The 16,999-nt window shown below is 56.5% G+C and carries 23 protein-coding genes; 3 read left to right on the top strand and 20 right to left on the bottom strand.

Going from position 1 to position 16,999, the window contains the following annotated elements; translation table 11 throughout:
* Positions 1-122: 122 nt before the first annotated feature.
* Positions 123-443: a hypothetical protein gene (locus WC600_17300; GenBank protein ID MFA4904493.1), complete on the bottom strand. Its 321-nt coding sequence runs from the start codon at positions 441-443 to the stop codon at positions 123-125.
* 282 nt (positions 444-725) lie between these two features.
* Between WC600_17300 and WC600_17295 the strand changes: the two genes are divergently transcribed.
* Positions 726-917, top strand: a complete 192-nt coding sequence (locus tag WC600_17295; GenBank protein MFA4904492.1) for a hypothetical protein — start codon at positions 726-728, stop codon at positions 915-917.
* A gap of 1 nt (position 918) precedes the next feature.
* The gene (locus tag WC600_17290; GenBank protein ID MFA4904491.1) at positions 919-1,131 is read left to right on the top strand and encodes a hypothetical protein; all 213 of its coding nucleotides are present in this window, start codon (positions 919-921) and stop codon (positions 1,129-1,131) included.
* Positions 1,132-1,187: 56 nt separating this feature from the next.
* On the opposite strand, the gene WC600_17285 is transcribed toward WC600_17290, so the two are convergent.
* The 13 genes from WC600_17285 to WC600_17225 form a co-directional block, all read right to left on the bottom strand.
* Entirely contained in the window at positions 1,188-1,382 is a 195-nt protein-coding gene (locus WC600_17285; GenBank protein MFA4904490.1) for a helix-turn-helix domain-containing protein, read from the bottom strand.
* Positions 1,375-1,773 carry a hypothetical protein gene (locus WC600_17280; protein ID MFA4904489.1) on the bottom strand — a complete coding sequence of 133 codons (399 nt, stop codon included), beginning with the start codon at positions 1,771-1,773 and terminating at the stop codon, positions 1,375-1,377. Before WC600_17280 ends, WC600_17285 begins: the two co-directional genes overlap by 8 nt.
* A 43-nt stretch (positions 1,774-1,816) precedes the next feature.
* Complete coding sequence (locus WC600_17275) at positions 1,817-2,041, bottom strand: hypothetical protein (GenBank protein ID MFA4904488.1); 225 nt, start codon at positions 2,039-2,041, stop codon at positions 1,817-1,819.
* Positions 2,042-2,044: 3 nt separating this feature from the next.
* On the bottom strand, positions 2,045-2,473 hold the full coding sequence (locus WC600_17270) for a hypothetical protein (protein ID MFA4904487.1): 429 nt from the start codon (positions 2,471-2,473) through the stop codon (positions 2,045-2,047).
* A complete protein-coding gene (locus tag WC600_17265; GenBank protein ID MFA4904486.1) occupies positions 2,470-3,534 on the bottom strand; it encodes a M15 family metallopeptidase in 1,065 nt (354 codons plus the stop codon). Before WC600_17265 ends, WC600_17270 begins: the two co-directional genes overlap by 4 nt.
* 1 nt (position 3,535) lies before the next feature.
* Positions 3,536-3,811, bottom strand: a complete 276-nt coding sequence (locus WC600_17260) for a hypothetical protein (GenBank protein MFA4904485.1) — start codon at positions 3,809-3,811, stop codon at positions 3,536-3,538.
* Positions 3,812-3,881: 70 nt separating this feature from the next.
* Complete coding sequence (locus tag WC600_17255) at positions 3,882-4,079, bottom strand: hypothetical protein (protein MFA4904484.1); 198 nt, start codon at positions 4,077-4,079, stop codon at positions 3,882-3,884.
* Entirely contained in the window at positions 4,072-4,362 is a 291-nt protein-coding gene (locus WC600_17250; protein MFA4904483.1) for a hypothetical protein, read from the bottom strand. The genes WC600_17255 and WC600_17250 overlap by 8 nt, the downstream gene beginning before the upstream one ends.
* Before the next feature lie 12 nt (positions 4,363-4,374).
* A complete protein-coding gene (locus tag WC600_17245; protein MFA4904482.1) occupies positions 4,375-5,271 on the bottom strand; it encodes a hypothetical protein in 897 nt (298 codons plus the stop codon).
* A 41-nt stretch (positions 5,272-5,312) separates the two neighbouring features.
* Positions 5,313-6,371, bottom strand: coding sequence for a hypothetical protein (locus WC600_17240; GenBank protein ID MFA4904481.1), 1,059 nt, complete (start codon positions 6,369-6,371; stop codon positions 5,313-5,315).
* A 2-nt stretch (positions 6,372-6,373) separates the two neighbouring features.
* The gene (locus WC600_17235) at positions 6,374-6,859 is read right to left on the bottom strand and encodes a hypothetical protein (GenBank protein ID MFA4904480.1); all 486 of its coding nucleotides are present in this window, start codon (positions 6,857-6,859) and stop codon (positions 6,374-6,376) included.
* Positions 6,859-10,794: a hypothetical protein gene (locus WC600_17230; protein ID MFA4904479.1), complete on the bottom strand. Its 3,936-nt coding sequence runs from the start codon at positions 10,792-10,794 to the stop codon at positions 6,859-6,861. The genes WC600_17235 and WC600_17230 overlap by 1 nt, the downstream gene beginning before the upstream one ends.
* A complete protein-coding gene (locus WC600_17225; GenBank protein MFA4904478.1) occupies positions 10,739-11,143 on the bottom strand; it encodes an NlpC/P60 family protein in 405 nt (134 codons plus the stop codon). The genes WC600_17230 and WC600_17225 overlap by 56 nt, the downstream gene beginning before the upstream one ends.
* A 56-nt stretch (positions 11,144-11,199) precedes the next feature.
* Between WC600_17225 and WC600_17220 the strand changes: the two genes are divergently transcribed.
* On the top strand, positions 11,200-11,616 hold the full coding sequence (locus WC600_17220; protein MFA4904477.1) for a hypothetical protein: 417 nt from the start codon (positions 11,200-11,202) through the stop codon (positions 11,614-11,616).
* Here WC600_17220 and WC600_17215 read toward each other — a convergent pair.
* The 6 genes from WC600_17215 to WC600_17190 are packed head-to-tail and all read right to left on the bottom strand — an operon-like array spanning position 11,591 to position 16,998.
* Positions 11,591-12,064 carry a hypothetical protein gene (locus tag WC600_17215; GenBank protein ID MFA4904476.1) on the bottom strand — a complete coding sequence of 158 codons (474 nt, stop codon included), beginning with the start codon at positions 12,062-12,064 and terminating at the stop codon, positions 11,591-11,593. The two genes, WC600_17220 and WC600_17215, sit on opposite strands and share 26 nt — an antisense overlap.
* The gene (locus WC600_17210) at positions 12,061-12,414 is read right to left on the bottom strand and encodes a hypothetical protein (protein MFA4904475.1); all 354 of its coding nucleotides are present in this window, start codon (positions 12,412-12,414) and stop codon (positions 12,061-12,063) included. Before WC600_17210 ends, WC600_17215 begins: the two co-directional genes overlap by 4 nt.
* 4 nt (positions 12,415-12,418) lie before the next feature.
* A complete protein-coding gene (locus WC600_17205; protein ID MFA4904474.1) occupies positions 12,419-15,109 on the bottom strand; it encodes a hypothetical protein in 2,691 nt (896 codons plus the stop codon).
* 3 nt (positions 15,110-15,112) lie between these two features.
* Positions 15,113-15,394, bottom strand: a complete 282-nt coding sequence (locus tag WC600_17200; protein ID MFA4904473.1) for a hypothetical protein — start codon at positions 15,392-15,394, stop codon at positions 15,113-15,115.
* Between the two features lie 20 nt (positions 15,395-15,414).
* On the bottom strand, positions 15,415-15,828 hold the full coding sequence (locus WC600_17195; protein MFA4904472.1) for a hypothetical protein: 414 nt from the start codon (positions 15,826-15,828) through the stop codon (positions 15,415-15,417).
* Positions 15,829-15,837: 9 nt separating this feature from the next.
* Entirely contained in the window at positions 15,838-16,998 is a 1,161-nt protein-coding gene (locus WC600_17190) for a hypothetical protein (GenBank protein ID MFA4904471.1), read from the bottom strand.
* Between the last annotated feature and the right edge of the window lies 1 nt (position 16,999).

Genomic DNA, 16,999 nt, shown 5'->3' with positions numbered 1-16,999 from the left:
CATAAGCCTACCCTACTTTCTCACGCTTACCGGGATTATCACCGGACCGCAAACCCTAAACAATCCGGTGCTCACCTGATATTGTTCTCAGGAATTCCCTGAATTTCCCCTGCTCGAACTGGCTAACGCAAAAAAAGAGCTTGAAAAATCAGGCTGCTACGTGGGTGGATTTCAAGAAAAGCTGACTTTCCAGTTTGTTGGCAGGAAAATCTCTTACAAAATTCTGAGGAAAGAGCTAAATTATTGAAAACGGCTTTCGGGACGTAGCGCAGCCTGGTTAGCGCGCCTGCTTTGGGAGCGGTAGCCCTGCCTTGAGAGCCTTTAAAACACGCACTATTGATAAGGGCCGCATGGCCTGGATAGGCATAAAAAGTCATGCCTTGGAATAAAACCCCACGTAAAACCCCACGTAAATAAATGAGGACTCCCGCATAGTCCCCCAATAAAAAATCCCCTCACTGGAGGGGATCACTAATGATTAAGAGTCACTTGCTCTACCAATTGAGCTAACGGCCCGAAACGTTGACAGGCTTGAATATACTGGGGTTCGGCGATTTTGTCAAGGGGCGGCGATTAACCAAAATCAACCATAATTAACCAATTGTGAGCGCATTTTGCGGACACTTCGCGGACACCAAAAAACTTTCATCCTCCTGCATTTTCCTCTTGACAACCTACGCATGAGAGCGTATATCTTAATTATCAAACGACAGGAGGACAGGACAATGACAAAACGCTATATCAGCCACGACCCCAGGTTTGGAACGGAGTGCAATTTTACGCTGCCCGAGATGATTGCTCAATACCGCATGAGCGCCTGGGACGAATATGAGGATGAAAACGGGAATACCTGCACCATGACCGATGAGGAGATTATTGACGACATCCTGAATCATGACGTAGAAGAAATCGCCTAACATGACCCCTAACGAACTTAAAGCTGCCCGTTTCCGCCTGGGTCTGACCCAAAAGGGTTTGGCCCAGACATTGACTGCCCTGGGGCGAAAAACCTCGCGGCGCACGGTGGAGGGCTGGGAGCAGGGCCGCACTATCCCGTGGGGGATTGAGTTGGCTCTGGAAAAAATTGAGGTGAAGGGGCCTCCGGCTCCACACAGACCGCCCCGAACGTAGCGTCGCAGGCCACGTTCCAGCAGATGCCCCACCTGTCCACGAACATGCACCGGCTTTCATTTGGCCAGGTTTGGGCTTTCTGGCACATTCTCCATCTCCCTTACCACACTTTCCCGGATCCTCACCGTGCGCTCGCTCACCTGGACCCCCGGAAGTTTGCCGGAGTGTAGCCAGGCATAAATGGTGGACTTAGGCTTCCCCAGGCGTACCGCCGCCTCTCTGGGCCTCACCAGCCTGTCCTCATCAGCCATCAATCGCCCCCGGCAACTCAATCCGATATCGCGCCCGGCTCGACCGCTCGCCATTGTGAGCCACCAGGCCGACGCCATGGAGAGTTTTGAGATATTCCCAGGCGGTTTTGTCATGGACCTCTAAGTGATAAGCAAAATCCCTGACCCGGAACCAACCTCTATGCTTCCAAACGAAGCGACTCAAGCCCAGGCGAGTTATTTTGCTATGGCTCCGGCTCGGGAGATAGAGGGCAACCACATCCAGCCAGGCGGTTAGGTCCTGAAAACGTGCTTCCACGTCTTCATTGAGGATCGTATGAATTGCCCGGGCATCAGCAAGACTAATCTTGCCAGCCAGCACCTCAATGATGCGGGCCATGGTCACTTCCGGATTATGGGGCAGATGAGCCATAGAAAAGCACGTCCTTGTGCGCCTGGCCATCATGGCGAATCTTCTAACCGCTCTGCAACACCTGCATCCCATCCTTGAGATTAAGGGTCAACCGCTCCACGCTCCCCCGGAAGGTGATGTTTTTGGCCAGCCACAGGAACAGGTCAGCCTTTTGGTCAAAGACTTGGGAACAGAGCTTCACCGCGTCACCGTTTGCTTCGGCGTAATAGCCATTATCGGCCACCTGGATGTGGATGGAGGTCTTGGGGATGGTAAGGGGGTCGGCCATATCCTACTCCACCGCGCTCACGCCGCTCATTTTTTCAGTTAGGCGTTTTCCGAAATAAAAGGCGATGATCCCGCCCAAGAGCAGTTCATCACCGGTGCCTAGGATCACCCGGTTGAACCCGAAATAAGGGGAGATCAGGTTCCATGAAAAAATTCCGATGGCAAGATACCCGCCAAAGACTGTGACCCCGGCCCGGAGGCCATTCATCCAGGGTCCGGCGCTGCTCAGGGCTTGCCGTTCATTCGCCCGGGCGTCTGCCAGATCCTCAACCTCTTTAGCAAGGGGCTCCATCATCTGTTGGTAAAGGATGCCCTGAAGCTGCATCTGCTTGACCGCTTTCTCTTCCTCAGCCATCTCCTTGGGGAAGAATCGGTCCATAATGTTCGTGGCGAGATTGCCCACAATAGGAAGTAAACCTAAAAGCGGAATCATGATAACACCTCCTTAAAGGCTTTAGCCCGTGCCAGAACGTCCCGGCTATAATCCCGGCCAGTTGTCCTCGCGTCCACGTCTGCCCCTGCCTCAAGGGCCTTACGGACGTTGCCGGGGCCGCAGTTGTACCCAGCAATGGCCCCACGGAACAGGGCCCCATAGTCCTCAAACAGATCGAAATAATCGCCCAAGTAGTTGAAGGCTGGGATGATCACATTCTTATGCACGTACTCGAGGGAGGCGGCCAGATCCTGCCACCCCTCGCCGGCGCAAAAGGCCGTATGGCTCCGGTCGTCCACCTGCATGATGCCATGGCCATGGCCGCCGTCTCCAAGGCCCTCATCGTCCAGAAGCAAACCAAACCGGCTTTCCCTCGAGGCAATTCCACAAAGCACCCAGTCCATCCAGCGGGGGCCGAGCTGCCGTTGCATGATCGCCTCGAGCTCCGGAGGCCAGGTGCAGGAGTCCGCCGCGGCCTGGATGGCGGGGAGGTATTGACGGGCAAGGGCGAGTTCTTCTGGTTTAAACATCTGAGACTTGGTTGCCGCCCTAAAGGCATCTTCCACCGCTTCAACCGTCCTTTCATCTTCCCATGGGTTAAAACCCTTATCGGGATACCATTCTTCCCGGAATAGTGACCCCTGATCTTCCACTCGGACCCTCTGGACATGGCAATAATCCCGGAAGGTATGCGGTTCATCCGGTTTACCCCAGTCACCGCCCCAGATCATGCCATACTTCTGGGCCAACGGCCCCAGGAAGTCAAAGGAGCCGTCCCAGGATGGTTCACCGTTAACCACCTTGACAATATCGGCGGCCAGGCCGTAATGATGGACCCCAACCTTTTGCAGTTTGGTCACGCCCCGGCGAAAGTAGATGCCTTGAAGCTCCCGGCTCCGGTAAGTTTCAAAGGCCATCATCTCATGGCCCATTTCCGCGGCATCGGCGATGATCGCTTGAACCGCGGCCCTGGTGACAGGCTCAAGGAGGGCTAAGTCAGATATCGGCTTGGCGCTCCTGAACCGGGGGTCGTTTTTGATTACGTCGTCGTAAAAAGACATTTCATTCCTCCGTAATGATCACCTGCCCGCTTTCGGGGTGATGAGAATGTCGATTCAACCGCCGCCACAGAGGTTCGCGGCCTTTCTGCCAAGTCTCAAATTCCTTGACCTTGACAAATTCTCGGTTTTGGCGCTCCCGGCATTCGAGATGTTGGTTGAACCAATCATCAATTTTCTTCTCCATCCGGGTAATCATACGCCAAAAAATGACAGCCCCGACACCGGCGACAACTCCTAACAGCGAAAGTAAGATCGAATTGTATTCCTGGGCCGTCATTCATAATCCCCCCCAAGGGTTAGAGGTTAAGCCATCCATGGCGTAAAGGGGCGACTTCCTGTCAGCCCGGTTAATCCTGAGCAAAAACACTCAGTTGGGGCGTGTTCCCATGTTCTGAGATCATAAATGCCACAGAAAGCTTGCAGCGTTCATCCTGCAAGGCCTGGTTAATCTTGGCCTCACAGCGTTTCACCCGCTCTTGTTTCTCCTGCTCAATCAGGGCCTTGGCTTGGGTTGCATCTATTACCGGATTTTCTTTCTCAGACATCTTTCGCTCCTTCAAAATCAGGTAGGATTTTGAGAAAATCATAGGCGCTGGTCAGCCCTGATTGCATGGCCGGGTTGTTTTCTTCCGCCAGTTGAAAAATAATAGTATCTATTGGCGCTTTGCGGGCTTGGCGGGTTTCCAAACTATGATAGACTTCCACCTCGGCGGTGAACATCGGAGACACATCTGTCGGAAAATTTTCCACAATCGCCCGGCGAATCCGAAAATAGGCCGCTTCGTGGACTACCCCACATTTATCCTCAAATGGTATTTGTAAGGCCATACTAACCCTCCTTTACGAAGTTGCGTTGAAGCCTAAGTTTTCCAGGCGCACCAGCAAGCTATTGAATGCCGCATTAGCTGTATTTAGGGCAGTTATCATTTCTGCTTCAGTGTCCAGATCGCCCGCCGTATAATCCGCTTTCAGGTCAGCGATATGCGCTTGTTGATAGAGTCGGATGATTTGCCCCAGTTCGGTATAAAAATGAAAACAGGCGTTGCCCGCTGCTTGGTCCTTCACGCACATCTGGGCCATATCAGCCGGGAATGTAGAAGGAGCAGTGCCCGATCCTACCCCTAATGTTTTGGCTGCCGAAGTGCCTGCGCTGGTTATCCCGCCAAACAGAACATTACCCGCAGTATCAATTTTCTGTAGCAATGTGTCGCCATTAAGAATGCTCAAGCCAAACAGGGCACCGGCGGCATTGATGCCGATGTTCCAGAGTGTGCTTGCGTCGCTTCTTTTAATCTGGATTTGTTTTTCGGTAGCCCCGCCATAGACGCACAATTGAACCGGAGGGGTCGCCGTGCCGATGCCGACCTTACCCTCTTTTAAAACGAGTGTATTGACTACTGCCCCCGCCTCAACACTGGTGAGCGGGACCACTGAGTTTTGGGTCAGGGCGAAATTTGCTCCGGGGGTTATCCCGGTAATACCGGCCAAAGCCAGCGCCCCGGTCCCCCGGTTAATGGGTACGGCGGTGGTCCCGATATACATGGTTTGGGCCACAGGCGCATAAATACTATGGACGTGACCAGGATTGTCGCTGGCGGGATTCTTCACGAGGTAATCAAGACTGGTAGTGACCAGGGAGCCGTCTATGCCTACCTTGGCTTCCAGGGCATTGAGGTGGGCGGCCATTACATCGGTTATGCCGTCTTGGGCGTTGGTTAAAGTGGCAGGGAAGGCCATGTTTTACCTCTCTCCTTAAGGGTTGATATGCAACTTTTTTTCTACGCCGTCCTTAACCATTGATAATGTCCAGTGATTAATGAGACCCGGCGCAGCCCTAAAGTGGTCCCACTTCCCCAGTTGTCGGCGATCTTTATGGCAATATACTTATACGATACCGTTGGTGTAACTATTACATCGTGAGGATCGGCTATATTGCTACTAACGTGCTGGACAAATTGGGAAACATCAGTGGTTAATTGCGTCCAGTTGGTGTCAACCGCATAAGTCAGATCAATAAAGGCGCTATAATCGCTAGACCCCCAAAGGGTAAAGTTTTTAGCCCCTCTATCCGTATACGTTCCTGCCTCATGTCCGTTCTCATAGGTCAGTCCATAGATCAGCCTGGGATCGGGTAAGGCTATGTGGAGCCGTTGGTTGGTGACCGCCCCGGCGGTCTGCCATTGATTATTTTCGGCTGGCCCGGTTAGTGCCAAGGCCGGGTCGGTGCAATTATCCGGGTAGTAACCCCCCGTCTCAGCCCCGGTCGATTTTACGTAATCAGGGCTGTGCGCCAGGGGATAGGTTATTGCGGGGGCCAATATCGGGGTCCACGTGCCGTAGCCCAACTCGGTAGCCGGGTCTGTACCCAGATTCGTATAAATACTATTGACCTTGAAGGGCTCAATACTTCCACCCAATATCCGCTCATCCGTGATCAGGTCATTGGTGATAGCCGTGGTGGAGGCCTGTAAAAGCACCCGGCAGACCGGCTCCTTGCCGACAGGTATGCCGGGGGCCACCGGGGCGGCAGCCTCCTCGCCAGCGACAACCGAGATAACGCCAGTCAGCACGTCCTTGACCACCCGGTAAATCTGGGGGTTGGTGGCAGGGGCGGTGATCGTGGCGGAATTCTGTGCCGCCTTCTCGGTCAAAACCCCACCCATCCAAACCGGCCCCGGCTCCACCCTGACGGTCATGTTGGGGGTGCCCTGTTCATGCGGGGCGAACCCCCAGGCGATACGGGCCGCGGCCATGATCGACCCCTCAATGGCCTGCTTATAGGCCAGAGGATCTGCCCCCATGGTTTCAAGGTTTGGTTGTACTGGGGTTCCTGCCATGGTTATGCTCCTTTCACCAGCAACCGCAAGGAGGCCTCAGGATCGCTGTCGTTAAACTGACTAAAGTTCGGCTCGATGTAAATGCCGCCATTCGCGGTAATCTGGTCCGAAACCTCAACATAGTGCACCAAGACTTTTTGCAGTACCCAATTCCAGGCGGGCATAACCACTCTGACCAGTTGGGCTAATTGCATTCCGGCCGCGGTCCTTTCTGCTTCAGTGGATTCAGGATTAAGGATAATTGCGACTGGGGCCAGCACTATGGCTGTCAAGCTTGCCTGGCTCCCCTGGTCATAGCAGCTATAGACGTATTTATGCAGTTCGTCCCGCAGCCTGTCCTGGGCCGCATGGTCCTCTTTGCTCTTCACCGCCTGCCTAAAAGCCTTTTGATGAATAAGGTCTTGTGTAGCCGGGTCTATCCCCAGAAACATTTCAACCGCCATCAGGCGCTTTTCCAATTTGATTAAATCTTCCCCAGGAGTTTTCATTATGCCGCCTGATCCAATACCGGTTGAAACCCGGTAATGCGGCGCAGACCGTCCGCCGCCTGGTGGGTGATTTTGGTCTTGACGTATCGGGCCTGCAGGTAGCCGATAGACCAGTCCTCGAAGCCGTCATAGGCGCCGCCGTCCAATTTATAATCCACCGATAATTGCGGGGGCACGCTGCCGGTTTCCCCCGGGGCCAGATTGCTCTGTACCCGAGCCCAGAGCCGGACCGTCTTGTCTTCCCCCAGATCAACCGCCGGCGTTTCATAGCTGTATTCCGTATAGGGGTTATGGCAGTAGCTAAACAGCACGTCGAAATAATCGTCGATGGTGGCCGCCTGCATGGAGGGGTTGATATTGCCGGTCTGGGGGTTGCGGCGGCAGTTAACCAGCGTGCCGGCCCAGAGGGGGGCTTGCTCAATCTCGCTTAAGATTGTGTAGAACTGATAGACCACAAGGGTCTTGCGGGTCTCGGTTGCGGAATAATTCCCGCTGGTGTCCTTGGCTTTGATCAGCACGTCCCAGGTGCCCGGGGGGATGTCGGTCGTGGTGAACGTGGTGCCCTTGTACTCGCCGTTGACCAGAGCCGCGGCCGCCCAGGTGATCCCGACCCCACCGTAACGGACTTCATACCCGGCCCGATCTCTATCGGGAATATCGACCCAACGAGCCGTTATCAGGCTCTGCGCCTGCATGACCATGAACCCGGTCACATCCGAGGGGTCCGCCGTCTTCCCCTCCACCACATGCGTCTGTGTCGACGTCCAGGGACCCCGGGAGCCATCCTTTTTGACGTAGCGCAGGCGGAAGTCGTAGGAGACGCCGTCCTCCACGGGCATGAGGGAGACTTCCCAGTCATACAAAGGAACTACCGGTAGTGTTGTGGGTGTGGTGTTGCTATCCGTGGGCCAGTATTGGGCCTCGACGCCGGCAATATTGACATTCAAGGCGCCAGGAGTACGCAGGGAGATCAGGATACGGCTCCGCCAGGAGCCGTCATTGTCCCGCCAAAGGACCGAACCGTCCGAGCGCACCCAGGCGATCAGCGGCGTCCACCATTCCTGCGGGATGGTTACCAGGGGTACATGGGTTGGCACCACGCCCTGGTCGGCCAGATAAATCGCCTCATCGTAGGGCACTGCGGTAATCTTGGCCCCCAGGTTATTATTGGGCCGGATGGAGTGGAGCAGTAAATCGACGGCCTCTTTGCCGCGTTCGCCGAACATAAAGAGGTCACCCACCGCGGGCCAATAATTCACCGGTGGCGGCCCGGGATCATAGGGCGGCAGAGGGTCAACAAAAGTCAGTTCTTTCAGATTCCCGGGGGCCGTGACGACATTGCACAGCACGCTGACATTGTTTCCCAGGCGGAACCGGATGGCGTATTCCGTTCCCTCCGCCATGGGACAGGGCGCATCCAGGATCACCCCCGCCAGATTGCCGCTGTAAATCGGTTGAGATGGGTCCCAACCATATTTGGTCGAACCGAATTTGAGACCGTTGCCGTATTTGTTCGGCTCATACCCGATGACCTCCATAACCAAAGCCTTCACCCGGCCCCAGCTTGACCCGGCCAGAATCACGTCCTGGGAGAATTTAAACCGCTTGCCCCGTCTGGCCACCAGTTGGTCCAGGTGCGCGTCGAACTGGTGGGTGATAAAACGTAATTGCAGTTGGGCGCCGTGGAAGCGGGCGTGTTTAAAGATCAAATCCGGGTGGGTCACTCCCAGAATCGGCAGGGAAACAAAAATCGTGGCCAGGGGCAGGGCGGGAGCCGGGTCGCCCCAGGCATCCACCTTATCACCATTGGCATCCAATAGGGCATAGCCGTCCAGGAGTACCAGGCGCTCATCGTCAGCCCAATCGTTCAATTCATTCTTAAAGGCGCACCGCCAGCAATGAACCACATCCGGGTAGCTGATCTGGAAAGAATAGTTTTTGCTGTTCCGGGGCGTGAACGCGGGGCCGATGGTGAATTCCTGGGGCTCATCAATAATGACGCTCCGCATGGAATCGAGCCAATCTATTGCGGCCCGGCCGGCGGCGGCGATCTCCGCCCAGATCTCATCCCAATCAACCTCGTAATCGATGATCTTGTTATATTTCCAGCCCTGGGCGACACAATACTCATGGAAGTACTGCAACTGCTGCAGGTGAATTTCATCATCCGCATAGGGGTCCATGTTCTGGGGACCCTGGCACATCTCCCGGAGATGGCTCGCCGGGTTCTGGGTAATGCGGGTGATCCAGGTTTCGGTTTCAGTGTCCCAGTCCGGCTCAATGCCGGAACAGATCCCGGAGAACCGGTCCACCGTGCCGCTCAGTTCATTACTGGCCTTGATGCGCATGACAGTAATGGCGCAGGGCACTTCCGGTGTAAAGGGGTTGGTGTTCCAGATACTGCGCAGGGCCGTCCAATAGGAAATTGAACTGGATAAAGTGTCATCCGCCCCGGGTTCTAACCTGGTAACCCGCACGTCATAGCGGACATCGGGATCTGCGCCCGCATTGACCTCCCAGCGGTGACCCCGGCGCACCGCCGTATTGCTGGCCGCGGTGATTATGAGAGTAGTGGCGGTCTGCCAGGCGCCGCTGCCGGTTTCGCAGTATTCGATTTTGATCGTGACCGTCTTGCTGTACCGGGATCCGGAAACCGGGTCGTTGGCAAACAGGCTGGGGAGGCTGATATCGACCGAGAGCGCCCGGGGTCCCGCCTGGGAGGTGCGCACTACCGGCTCGCCCTGCTCCAGGAGGATTTGCTGGACCGTCTCACCCTCATGGATACGATTCGTATAGAGGGTCAAAGCCTCATCGCCAAAAACAACACTGGCCGTCTGCGCCCCGTTCCCGGCCTCCGTAGTGGTGGCCGTGCTGGTAGACCAGGTGAGGACCAAGGCGGTGACGTTGGTTAGCAGGTAGCCGGTATTGTTGGCTGGCGTGGTACATCCGCTTAGGGTTACAGTCAACCCCGCCTTAATACCTTCTGAGAGCCAGGAGCCGGAGGTTCGGGTTAAGGTCCTGGCGATGACGTCAATGGCGATGGTTTGGCCATGGAGGACCAATTCCAGGTTGCGGTGTTCTACTTCCAGCCCCTCATATTGTCCCTGGGCCGTCTCGCCGATCTTGAGGTCCTGGATACGGACGCCGGGAGTCCCTGTCCGTGAGATACACCAGACGAAATAAAGATGCAGGTACTGATCTTCGCCCAGGACTTCCGTGTAGGTCTCGGCCCCGTAAAGCGGAAAGTGTTTATGGATACCGAAGATTTTCGGGTAAGGACCGTACTTGTTGGCCTGGTTGCTGCCGCCGTTCAAAGAATAAGTGGGCGAACTGGACACGGAAGAACCGTAGGCCGAGGTCATGCCGGTCACGCCCATGAGGGCCGCCTGGCGGGACGGGTTGGCGGTGACCGGGAACATGGCGTTCATGGCCAGGTTACCGACGATGCCGACGGTCATACCAGCAAGACCACTAAGAGCACCGGCCCACATGCTGCTCATCCCTATTGCCGGGCCGGTCAATGCTCCATATGTAAGAACAGAAACCGCTATTACCGCAATGGCAACCAGGACCGTCCCGATAATCCGGCCGACCCCGCCCCCTTCCGGGGCCATCTTGACGGCGATCTCCGCCCCCCAAGCCGGATAGGTGGTGTCCCAGGCCTCCGGGAGCACCGGCTCATCATCGACCCAGACATAGGCCCGGCGGCGCCACAGGGCCTCGGGCTGCACCTTCGCCAGGATTTCCGTCAAGGACATGCCGGGGTGCAGCCAGAGCTCCACGATTCGTTCGCTGAAGGGGTGCGGGCAGGCTACCACCCTGATGTCCTTGGAAAGCACGGGGAGCGGCGCCGGGGAATATTCGAGGGGCACGGGCAGATTAGCCGGCATGACGGTAGACCCCCAGAAGCCGATGCGGCCAAACGCCAGCGTCATAAGGCTCAACGCAGGTGGCTATGCCCTTTTCCACGTGCAGCATCAACCCCTTTTTAACCACCAGCCCTACATGGCAGGGCTCCCCCCGGAACAAAATAATATCGACCGGTTCTGCCCGGCCAGGGCTGACCTTCCTGAAACTCTCCCGGAACGCGGCGAACTCCGGTTCAGCCTCCCGGTATTGCAAAGCGGCGAGGCGATTAAAGTCCGGCAATTCCAGGTCCTTTAATTCCCGGTAAGCCACGCCGATCAGCCCCCAGCAATTCCAGCCGGACCAGTCCCGGCCCAAGTCCTTGAAGGGGACCCCTGTTGGTTCAGTAGCTTTGCGGATGAAGTCAAGCAAATTCATTTTTTAGCCTTGATATTTTGGCTGGCTACCTATATTTAAGGACCAGGAGGTCTGCCATGAAGCCTTTATTTCCCATTGTTATGGTTATTATTTTGGTAATATCAGGATGTGCTAATTTATCTGATGTTCGCCACTCTGAGCCAACCTACAGTTTGGTCTCTACCCAGCCCCCAAAAAAACTTGCAAATTGTATTGTCTATAAAGCCCAGGCTGCTTCTCTTGATTCCTGGAATCGTTATTGGGACCCGCCGAAGTTGACCGAAATAGATGGTACTTATAAAATTCTTTTAACCTTTACAGGCGGGCTTTTCTTAACAGTCTCCCAATTAAGGGGAGAGCTAACTATCGCCCCCCTTGATAATGGTCATTCTAAGGTAGAATATCGGACACCTTCCTTGCTCGGCGGAAAAGAACAGTTTTGGGAACTTGTCAAACAATGCGCCTCCCCTACGAATACAACCCCGGCGCCGTAGTCGGGGTGAAACTATAATCCACGGCCTTCCGGGGCCGCAGCCGCTTGGGGGTCAAATCCCCCTGCAAGACCATCTCATCGCCCTCCACGTTGCGCATCTCCAGGTTACTGATGACCCTTTCCATGATATCCGGAGCGCTGCCTCTGACGACCTCTATGGTCACCAGGCACGGTACCGGGGTGCTCTGGAGGCCCACCACCATCTCCCGCCGGATATTGCTGAACGCAAGCTGCGCCTGAGGGGATCGGGCGGGGTCCTGGTCGATGATGGTTACCTCCACGAAGCTGGCCAGAAAGACCATGGACCGGCTCTCGACGTTCCGCACCGAATTATTCAGGCGCAGCGTCGCCGGGAGATCGGGGTGGTCGACGCTCACCAGCATATGAATCAGTTCCCCGGTCTGCTGGGCATTGACGACCTGCCGGAAGGCCTCGGTGTAATCGGTCATGGCAGGATGATCACCTCCAGGGTCACATCGTGCGCCCCGCCGCCGACATGCTTATACTTCGGAATCGCCGTGATCCGGGCGGAAACGCTCAAGGTGGTGCGGGGCGGCGGCGGCCAGGTCCAATCATATGGCAATGACCCTCCGGCTACATCGCTATCCAGCCAGGCATCGAAAATGTCGGTCTGTGCGGCCGTGAACCGATAGGGCAGGGACAGCTTGCGCGCCCCGAGCTTGCGCCGGGCATTGGCCGGACCCTCCGAAACTTCATCCTGGATCAGGATGTGCGGCGGGGTCTCTTCATATTCCCCATTGTTGGGATACTGGGGGAGTGTTGACGGCCAGGCTGGCATCGAGTTATCCTTGTTTGACGATCATCTTGATCAGTTGGTTTACGGGGCCCCGGGAAGCAAAGCCCAACACCTTTTTTTCCAGGAAGACATCAATACTCCCATCATCGTTTTGCTGCGCCGTGCCGGTAGCCTCGGTGCCGGTCTTGTTGATGATGTTCACCTGCGCCGGGCCGGATTTGGGAAAGAGGGCTTTAACTCCCAAATCACCACCTATTCTCTCTAAGGGCAGGATGCCTTCCGGCCCGGCTTCTCCCATTAAGCCGGTCCCGGTGGCCATGGGAAAGAGCGTGGGCCGGGTGACAATGCCGCCAGACCTAAAGGCTTGGCGGACGCCGTGATAATAGGCGTTGCCATGAGCATCGGCGCCAGCAACCCCGTAGCCGCTGAATTCGTTTCCGCCGCCGCCTCCACTACCGCCAAAAAGACTCCCGCCGCCCAGAGACGAACTCAGGCTGTTCAGCAGCCACTTAACCGCGCTGGTCAGGGCCGTCCCCAGGGCGTCAAATCCAGGTTTCAGGGTGGCCATCATAATGCCATTGAACATCTCCACCAGGCTGTTGCTAATATCCACAGTCCCTTTTCGGACATCGTTGATGATATTGGTCACCCCGGAGGAAAACTCGCTGCCGACGTTCCGGAGCTGGTCGCCGTATTTGACATCGAGCTGCTTGGCCTGATAGTTGGCGTCCAGGGCCGTGGCGTATTCCGGCGTGTAACCCCCGGCCTTAATGGCCTCCTCTTTGGTGCGCTGCCAATCCAGGGTGAGCCGCTGCAGCTTGGCCTCCTGCTCGGTAATCGCCCCGAGCAGTTGCGAGGTTTCCAGGTTCAGGTCCTCGGTTTTTTGCTGATACTGTTTCTTGACCTCAAGCTGGCGTTTCAACTCATCGGTGACTTTCTTTTCACCATCCAGCCGGGCCTTGACTGCATCAACATCCAACACGGACAGGGCTTTTTTGTTTTCGGCGGCCAGTTTCTGCCGGGCGATTTCCTTGGCCTCATCGCTTAACTTCGGATCCGCGGCCAGTTCCGTAAGTGAATCCTGATAAGATTTCTGTTCAGCCTGGCGTTTTTGGGCGATCATGGCCAGAGTGGCGGTGGTTTCCTGTTGTTGCAATTCCTGGAGGCGCAGATAATAGGTCCGGCCGTCGATCTCCTGGGCGGCCAGGGCCCGCTCCAATTCGGTTTTTTTCTTCTCGTTGGTGCTCTTCAGGAGATCGAGGGAATTTTGGGCGTCCTGGAGATCGGCCTCCCGCTTAGCCTTATACATGGCCAGGGTGGGCGCTAAGAGGCTGTCGATCTTTTCCGTTTTGCCTTTCTTGGCTGCCCCGGCTCCGAGATCGCCTTCTTTTTTTCCTTGAGCTCCAGCGCGGTCGGCTTTCGCTTTGGCTTCTTCTTCGGTAATTTTAGGCGCGGTGGCCACCGCGGCCCTTTGTTGTGGCGTGGCAATGGCCTTCAGTTCCCGCTCAGAAAGCTGCTCTCCGGCCTGCATTTTTTTAAATGCCGCGTCTTTTAAATTGGCATCCTCTATGTCTTTTCCCACTTGCCGGGTTCGGGCCTGGATATTCCCTATTTGTTTGTAGGCTTCATACGCGCCAACCAGAGTAATCGCGATCACCAGGCCCCAGGGGCCAGCCAGGGCCAAGCGCAGCACCGCCAACTTCCCAGTCAGGCCACCCACGGCGACCGCCGCCGTTGCCGCCCCCTCGGCAATGGCGACCCAACTCAAGACCTTAAGAACTCCTTTAATTTCTAAGAGGATGAGGAGTAAATCTTTATGAGCCGCGGCAAATACAATAATCTTCCGTAGGAAGTCAGCCCAGCGGCCGATCTGGACGGCCACCACTTCTCCCAACTCCCGGAGCGCTGTCTTGTTCTTGCCGATGGCCCCGTAAAAATCATCCCAGGACTTAATTTCCTCCTGGGTAATAGCTACTGCTATAGGCTTGACGAATTCAAAGAGGGCTTCCTTGACCTCGATGATCTTGCGCTTGTACGCGGCCATCTTGGCCAGGTAACTGTCGGCGACAGAGTCCCCCACCCCTTGGGCCTTTTGAGCGGCTTGCAGGACCAAGTCCAGCATGGCCTGGGCTTTTTCCGGGCCGGACAAAATCGTGGAGTCCATGAGCTTCTTGGTCTCACTGCTCATGGCCTGGATGGCCTGCTTGATACCGGGCACCATCTCCGCCAAGGCCTTGGGGGTGCCCTTGACCACGCCCTGGACGATATTCTCGAAGGCCTCATTGAAGGGCATGGCCATGGCGGGGGCCAGATCCTTGGCAGCCTGGGCCAGTTGCGGCAGGAAATCGATGGAGAGACCGGATTTCAGGAAGGCGTTGACCGCGTAGAGCGCCTTTTCCTCTTCAACGCCCTTTTCTTTCAGTTTGGCGATGTAGACATCGATGGCGGCGGCCGACAGGCTGTAATAGCTGCCGATAGTTCTTGCAGAGGCGCGCAGCACTTCGGTCTTGCTGCCAACCTCCAGAACTTCGCGACCGAACTCCTTGAGCTTGGAGAGGACTTCATAGATCCCCAGGGAGATCCCGGCAAAGGCCAAGACATCTTTAACCTTTTTGCCCGCCTCCTCCGCTAACTGGCGAAAGCCGGCCAGGTCCGCCTTGCCTTCCAGGAGGCCCTTTTTTAGGTCGGTGACATCGCAGACCAGTTTGGCTACCAGGCTGCCGAGATCGATCGCCATCACTTACTCCGCTAAGGGCAGGCCGCCATAAAGAGAGGCCATGATTTCGGGTTTCAACTCCGCCGGGGCTTCCGGCCGCTCCGCCCCGGGGTTCAGGAGCGCCTGGCGCAATTGGCTCAAGAGATGCTCCTTGGGGAACCACGCCTCAATAATGCCCCAGGCCACCGCCTCGGCCTGTTCCAACTTATCTTGCGTCCGGCAGACGGCCAGGGCCTGAGAAAAGAGCTCCACCTGGGCGATGGTATAGCCGTCCTTCAAGTCGGCCAACTGGTGCCCGGCGGCCACCAGGTCAGCCAGGGCAATGGTTAATTCAAGGGGCCGGCGCTCGCCCCGGCCCCGAGACTCCCCACGGCCAGGGTTAAGAAGTTTTTTAACTGATCCTTGTTCTGCAGGAGGATGCGCAGCCCCAGGGCCGCCTGCGTCCCGGCATCCAGCGCCGCCACCTCATCCGGCTCCATGCGCAAAGTCAGGCCGATCAGGGCCGGAAAATACGGCAGGGCCACCGGTAGAAGCTCCGGCCAGCGTTCGACCAGAAAGACCTCAGCATTCTCAAAGGTGAGGCCCACCGGCGCCAACGCCTTCAAGAGCTCCACCAGCAGGGCGCAGGCCTGCCCGAACTGCATCAGAGTCCAGGGCCGTAGGGTATACGGCCCTACCTGTTCTTCCGGAAAGAGCACCTTCACTTCATCGATGGGAGGAGCGTGCTTGGTTGAGCTCATATGCCGCCTTTACAGGACTTCCACATAGCCGTAAGGCTGGGTGGGATTGTTGGCGTAATCGTCCAGGACCTCGATGACCATGGGGATCAGCAACTGGTTTTTGGAGTCGAAGCTCATGGCGCCGTCCGGCTTCAGGTGGCATTTTGGGATGTACCGCCGGAACTGGGTGCCTTTGTTGGTCAGATGATCCAGGCGGGCCGCGGCGGTCAAAAATGAGGCGGTCCCCACCGGAAAGGTCAGGGCGCCCCAGGTGGCATGGGTGTAGCTTACCTTGACCTCTTCACCATCGGCCAGGAAGCCCGCCGCCAGACGGCCGATCCGACCGGCCAGCAGTCCGCCCGCCACTTGGCCGGGATCGATGACATAATCGGCATTGCGCACCGCATTCTGACGGATGCAATTGATGGTGGCCGGGGTTGTCCAGGGAGTGGTAGCACTGATTTGCAGGAAATAACCGGCATAGCCGTTAACCGTAGTGATGGCCCAATCGGTCGGCAAGTCCCAATTCATCTTGCCGTCGGCGGCCAAAGCCGCGGCGGCCCCTGCCAAATTACTGACCGCGGTCCAGGCGCTGCCGTTCCAATATTTCACGACTACGGCGCCATAGACTCCTTCCACCGCAAAGTTGAAGTAAACTTCCTGGAACGGCGTCGCCTTGCCTAAATAAAGCAGGTCGGCGGCATCCTCCAGGGTGGTGAACGGGGTTCCTGCCAGGGAATCGGCCTCTTCCGAGCGGTCAGTATAGGCCGCACCGTCATAAACAAAGACCTTATTCAGGAACTGGCGCACCGTCACACTGGAAATATTATACTGGCCCAGGGAGGCGGGCAGTTCGCCGGCCAGGATGAGCGCCTGATCGACGATAGCGGCCGTACCCGGATTGACCTGGGTGAGAGCGCCGCCACAGAAAAAGGCCTGCAAATGCTCCGGCACAATTTCTTGCAGGGGGAATTTGTAGGTCTCCTGGCGCTTGGTGATGAGGATCATGGCGGTACGGGCCTCGCCGGAGAGCTGGGTTTCGATCTCCAGTTCGGTATTCTTGGGCTCTACCGACATCTTGCTGATATCGATGTTGCCCAGGTGAACGTAGCCGGCGCCTTTATCGATGTAGAGAGCAATGCCGCCGGGGCGGGTAAAGTTACGCGCGTCGGGAGCGGGATAGGTGGGCATA

Source organism: Desulfobaccales bacterium (assembly GCA_041648175.1).
Taxonomy (GTDB): domain Bacteria; phylum Desulfobacterota; class Desulfobaccia; order Desulfobaccales; family 0-14-0-80-60-11; genus 0-14-0-80-60-11.
Note: the sequence above shows the minus strand (reverse complement) of the source record. Positions and strands in the feature narration are given on the sequence as shown.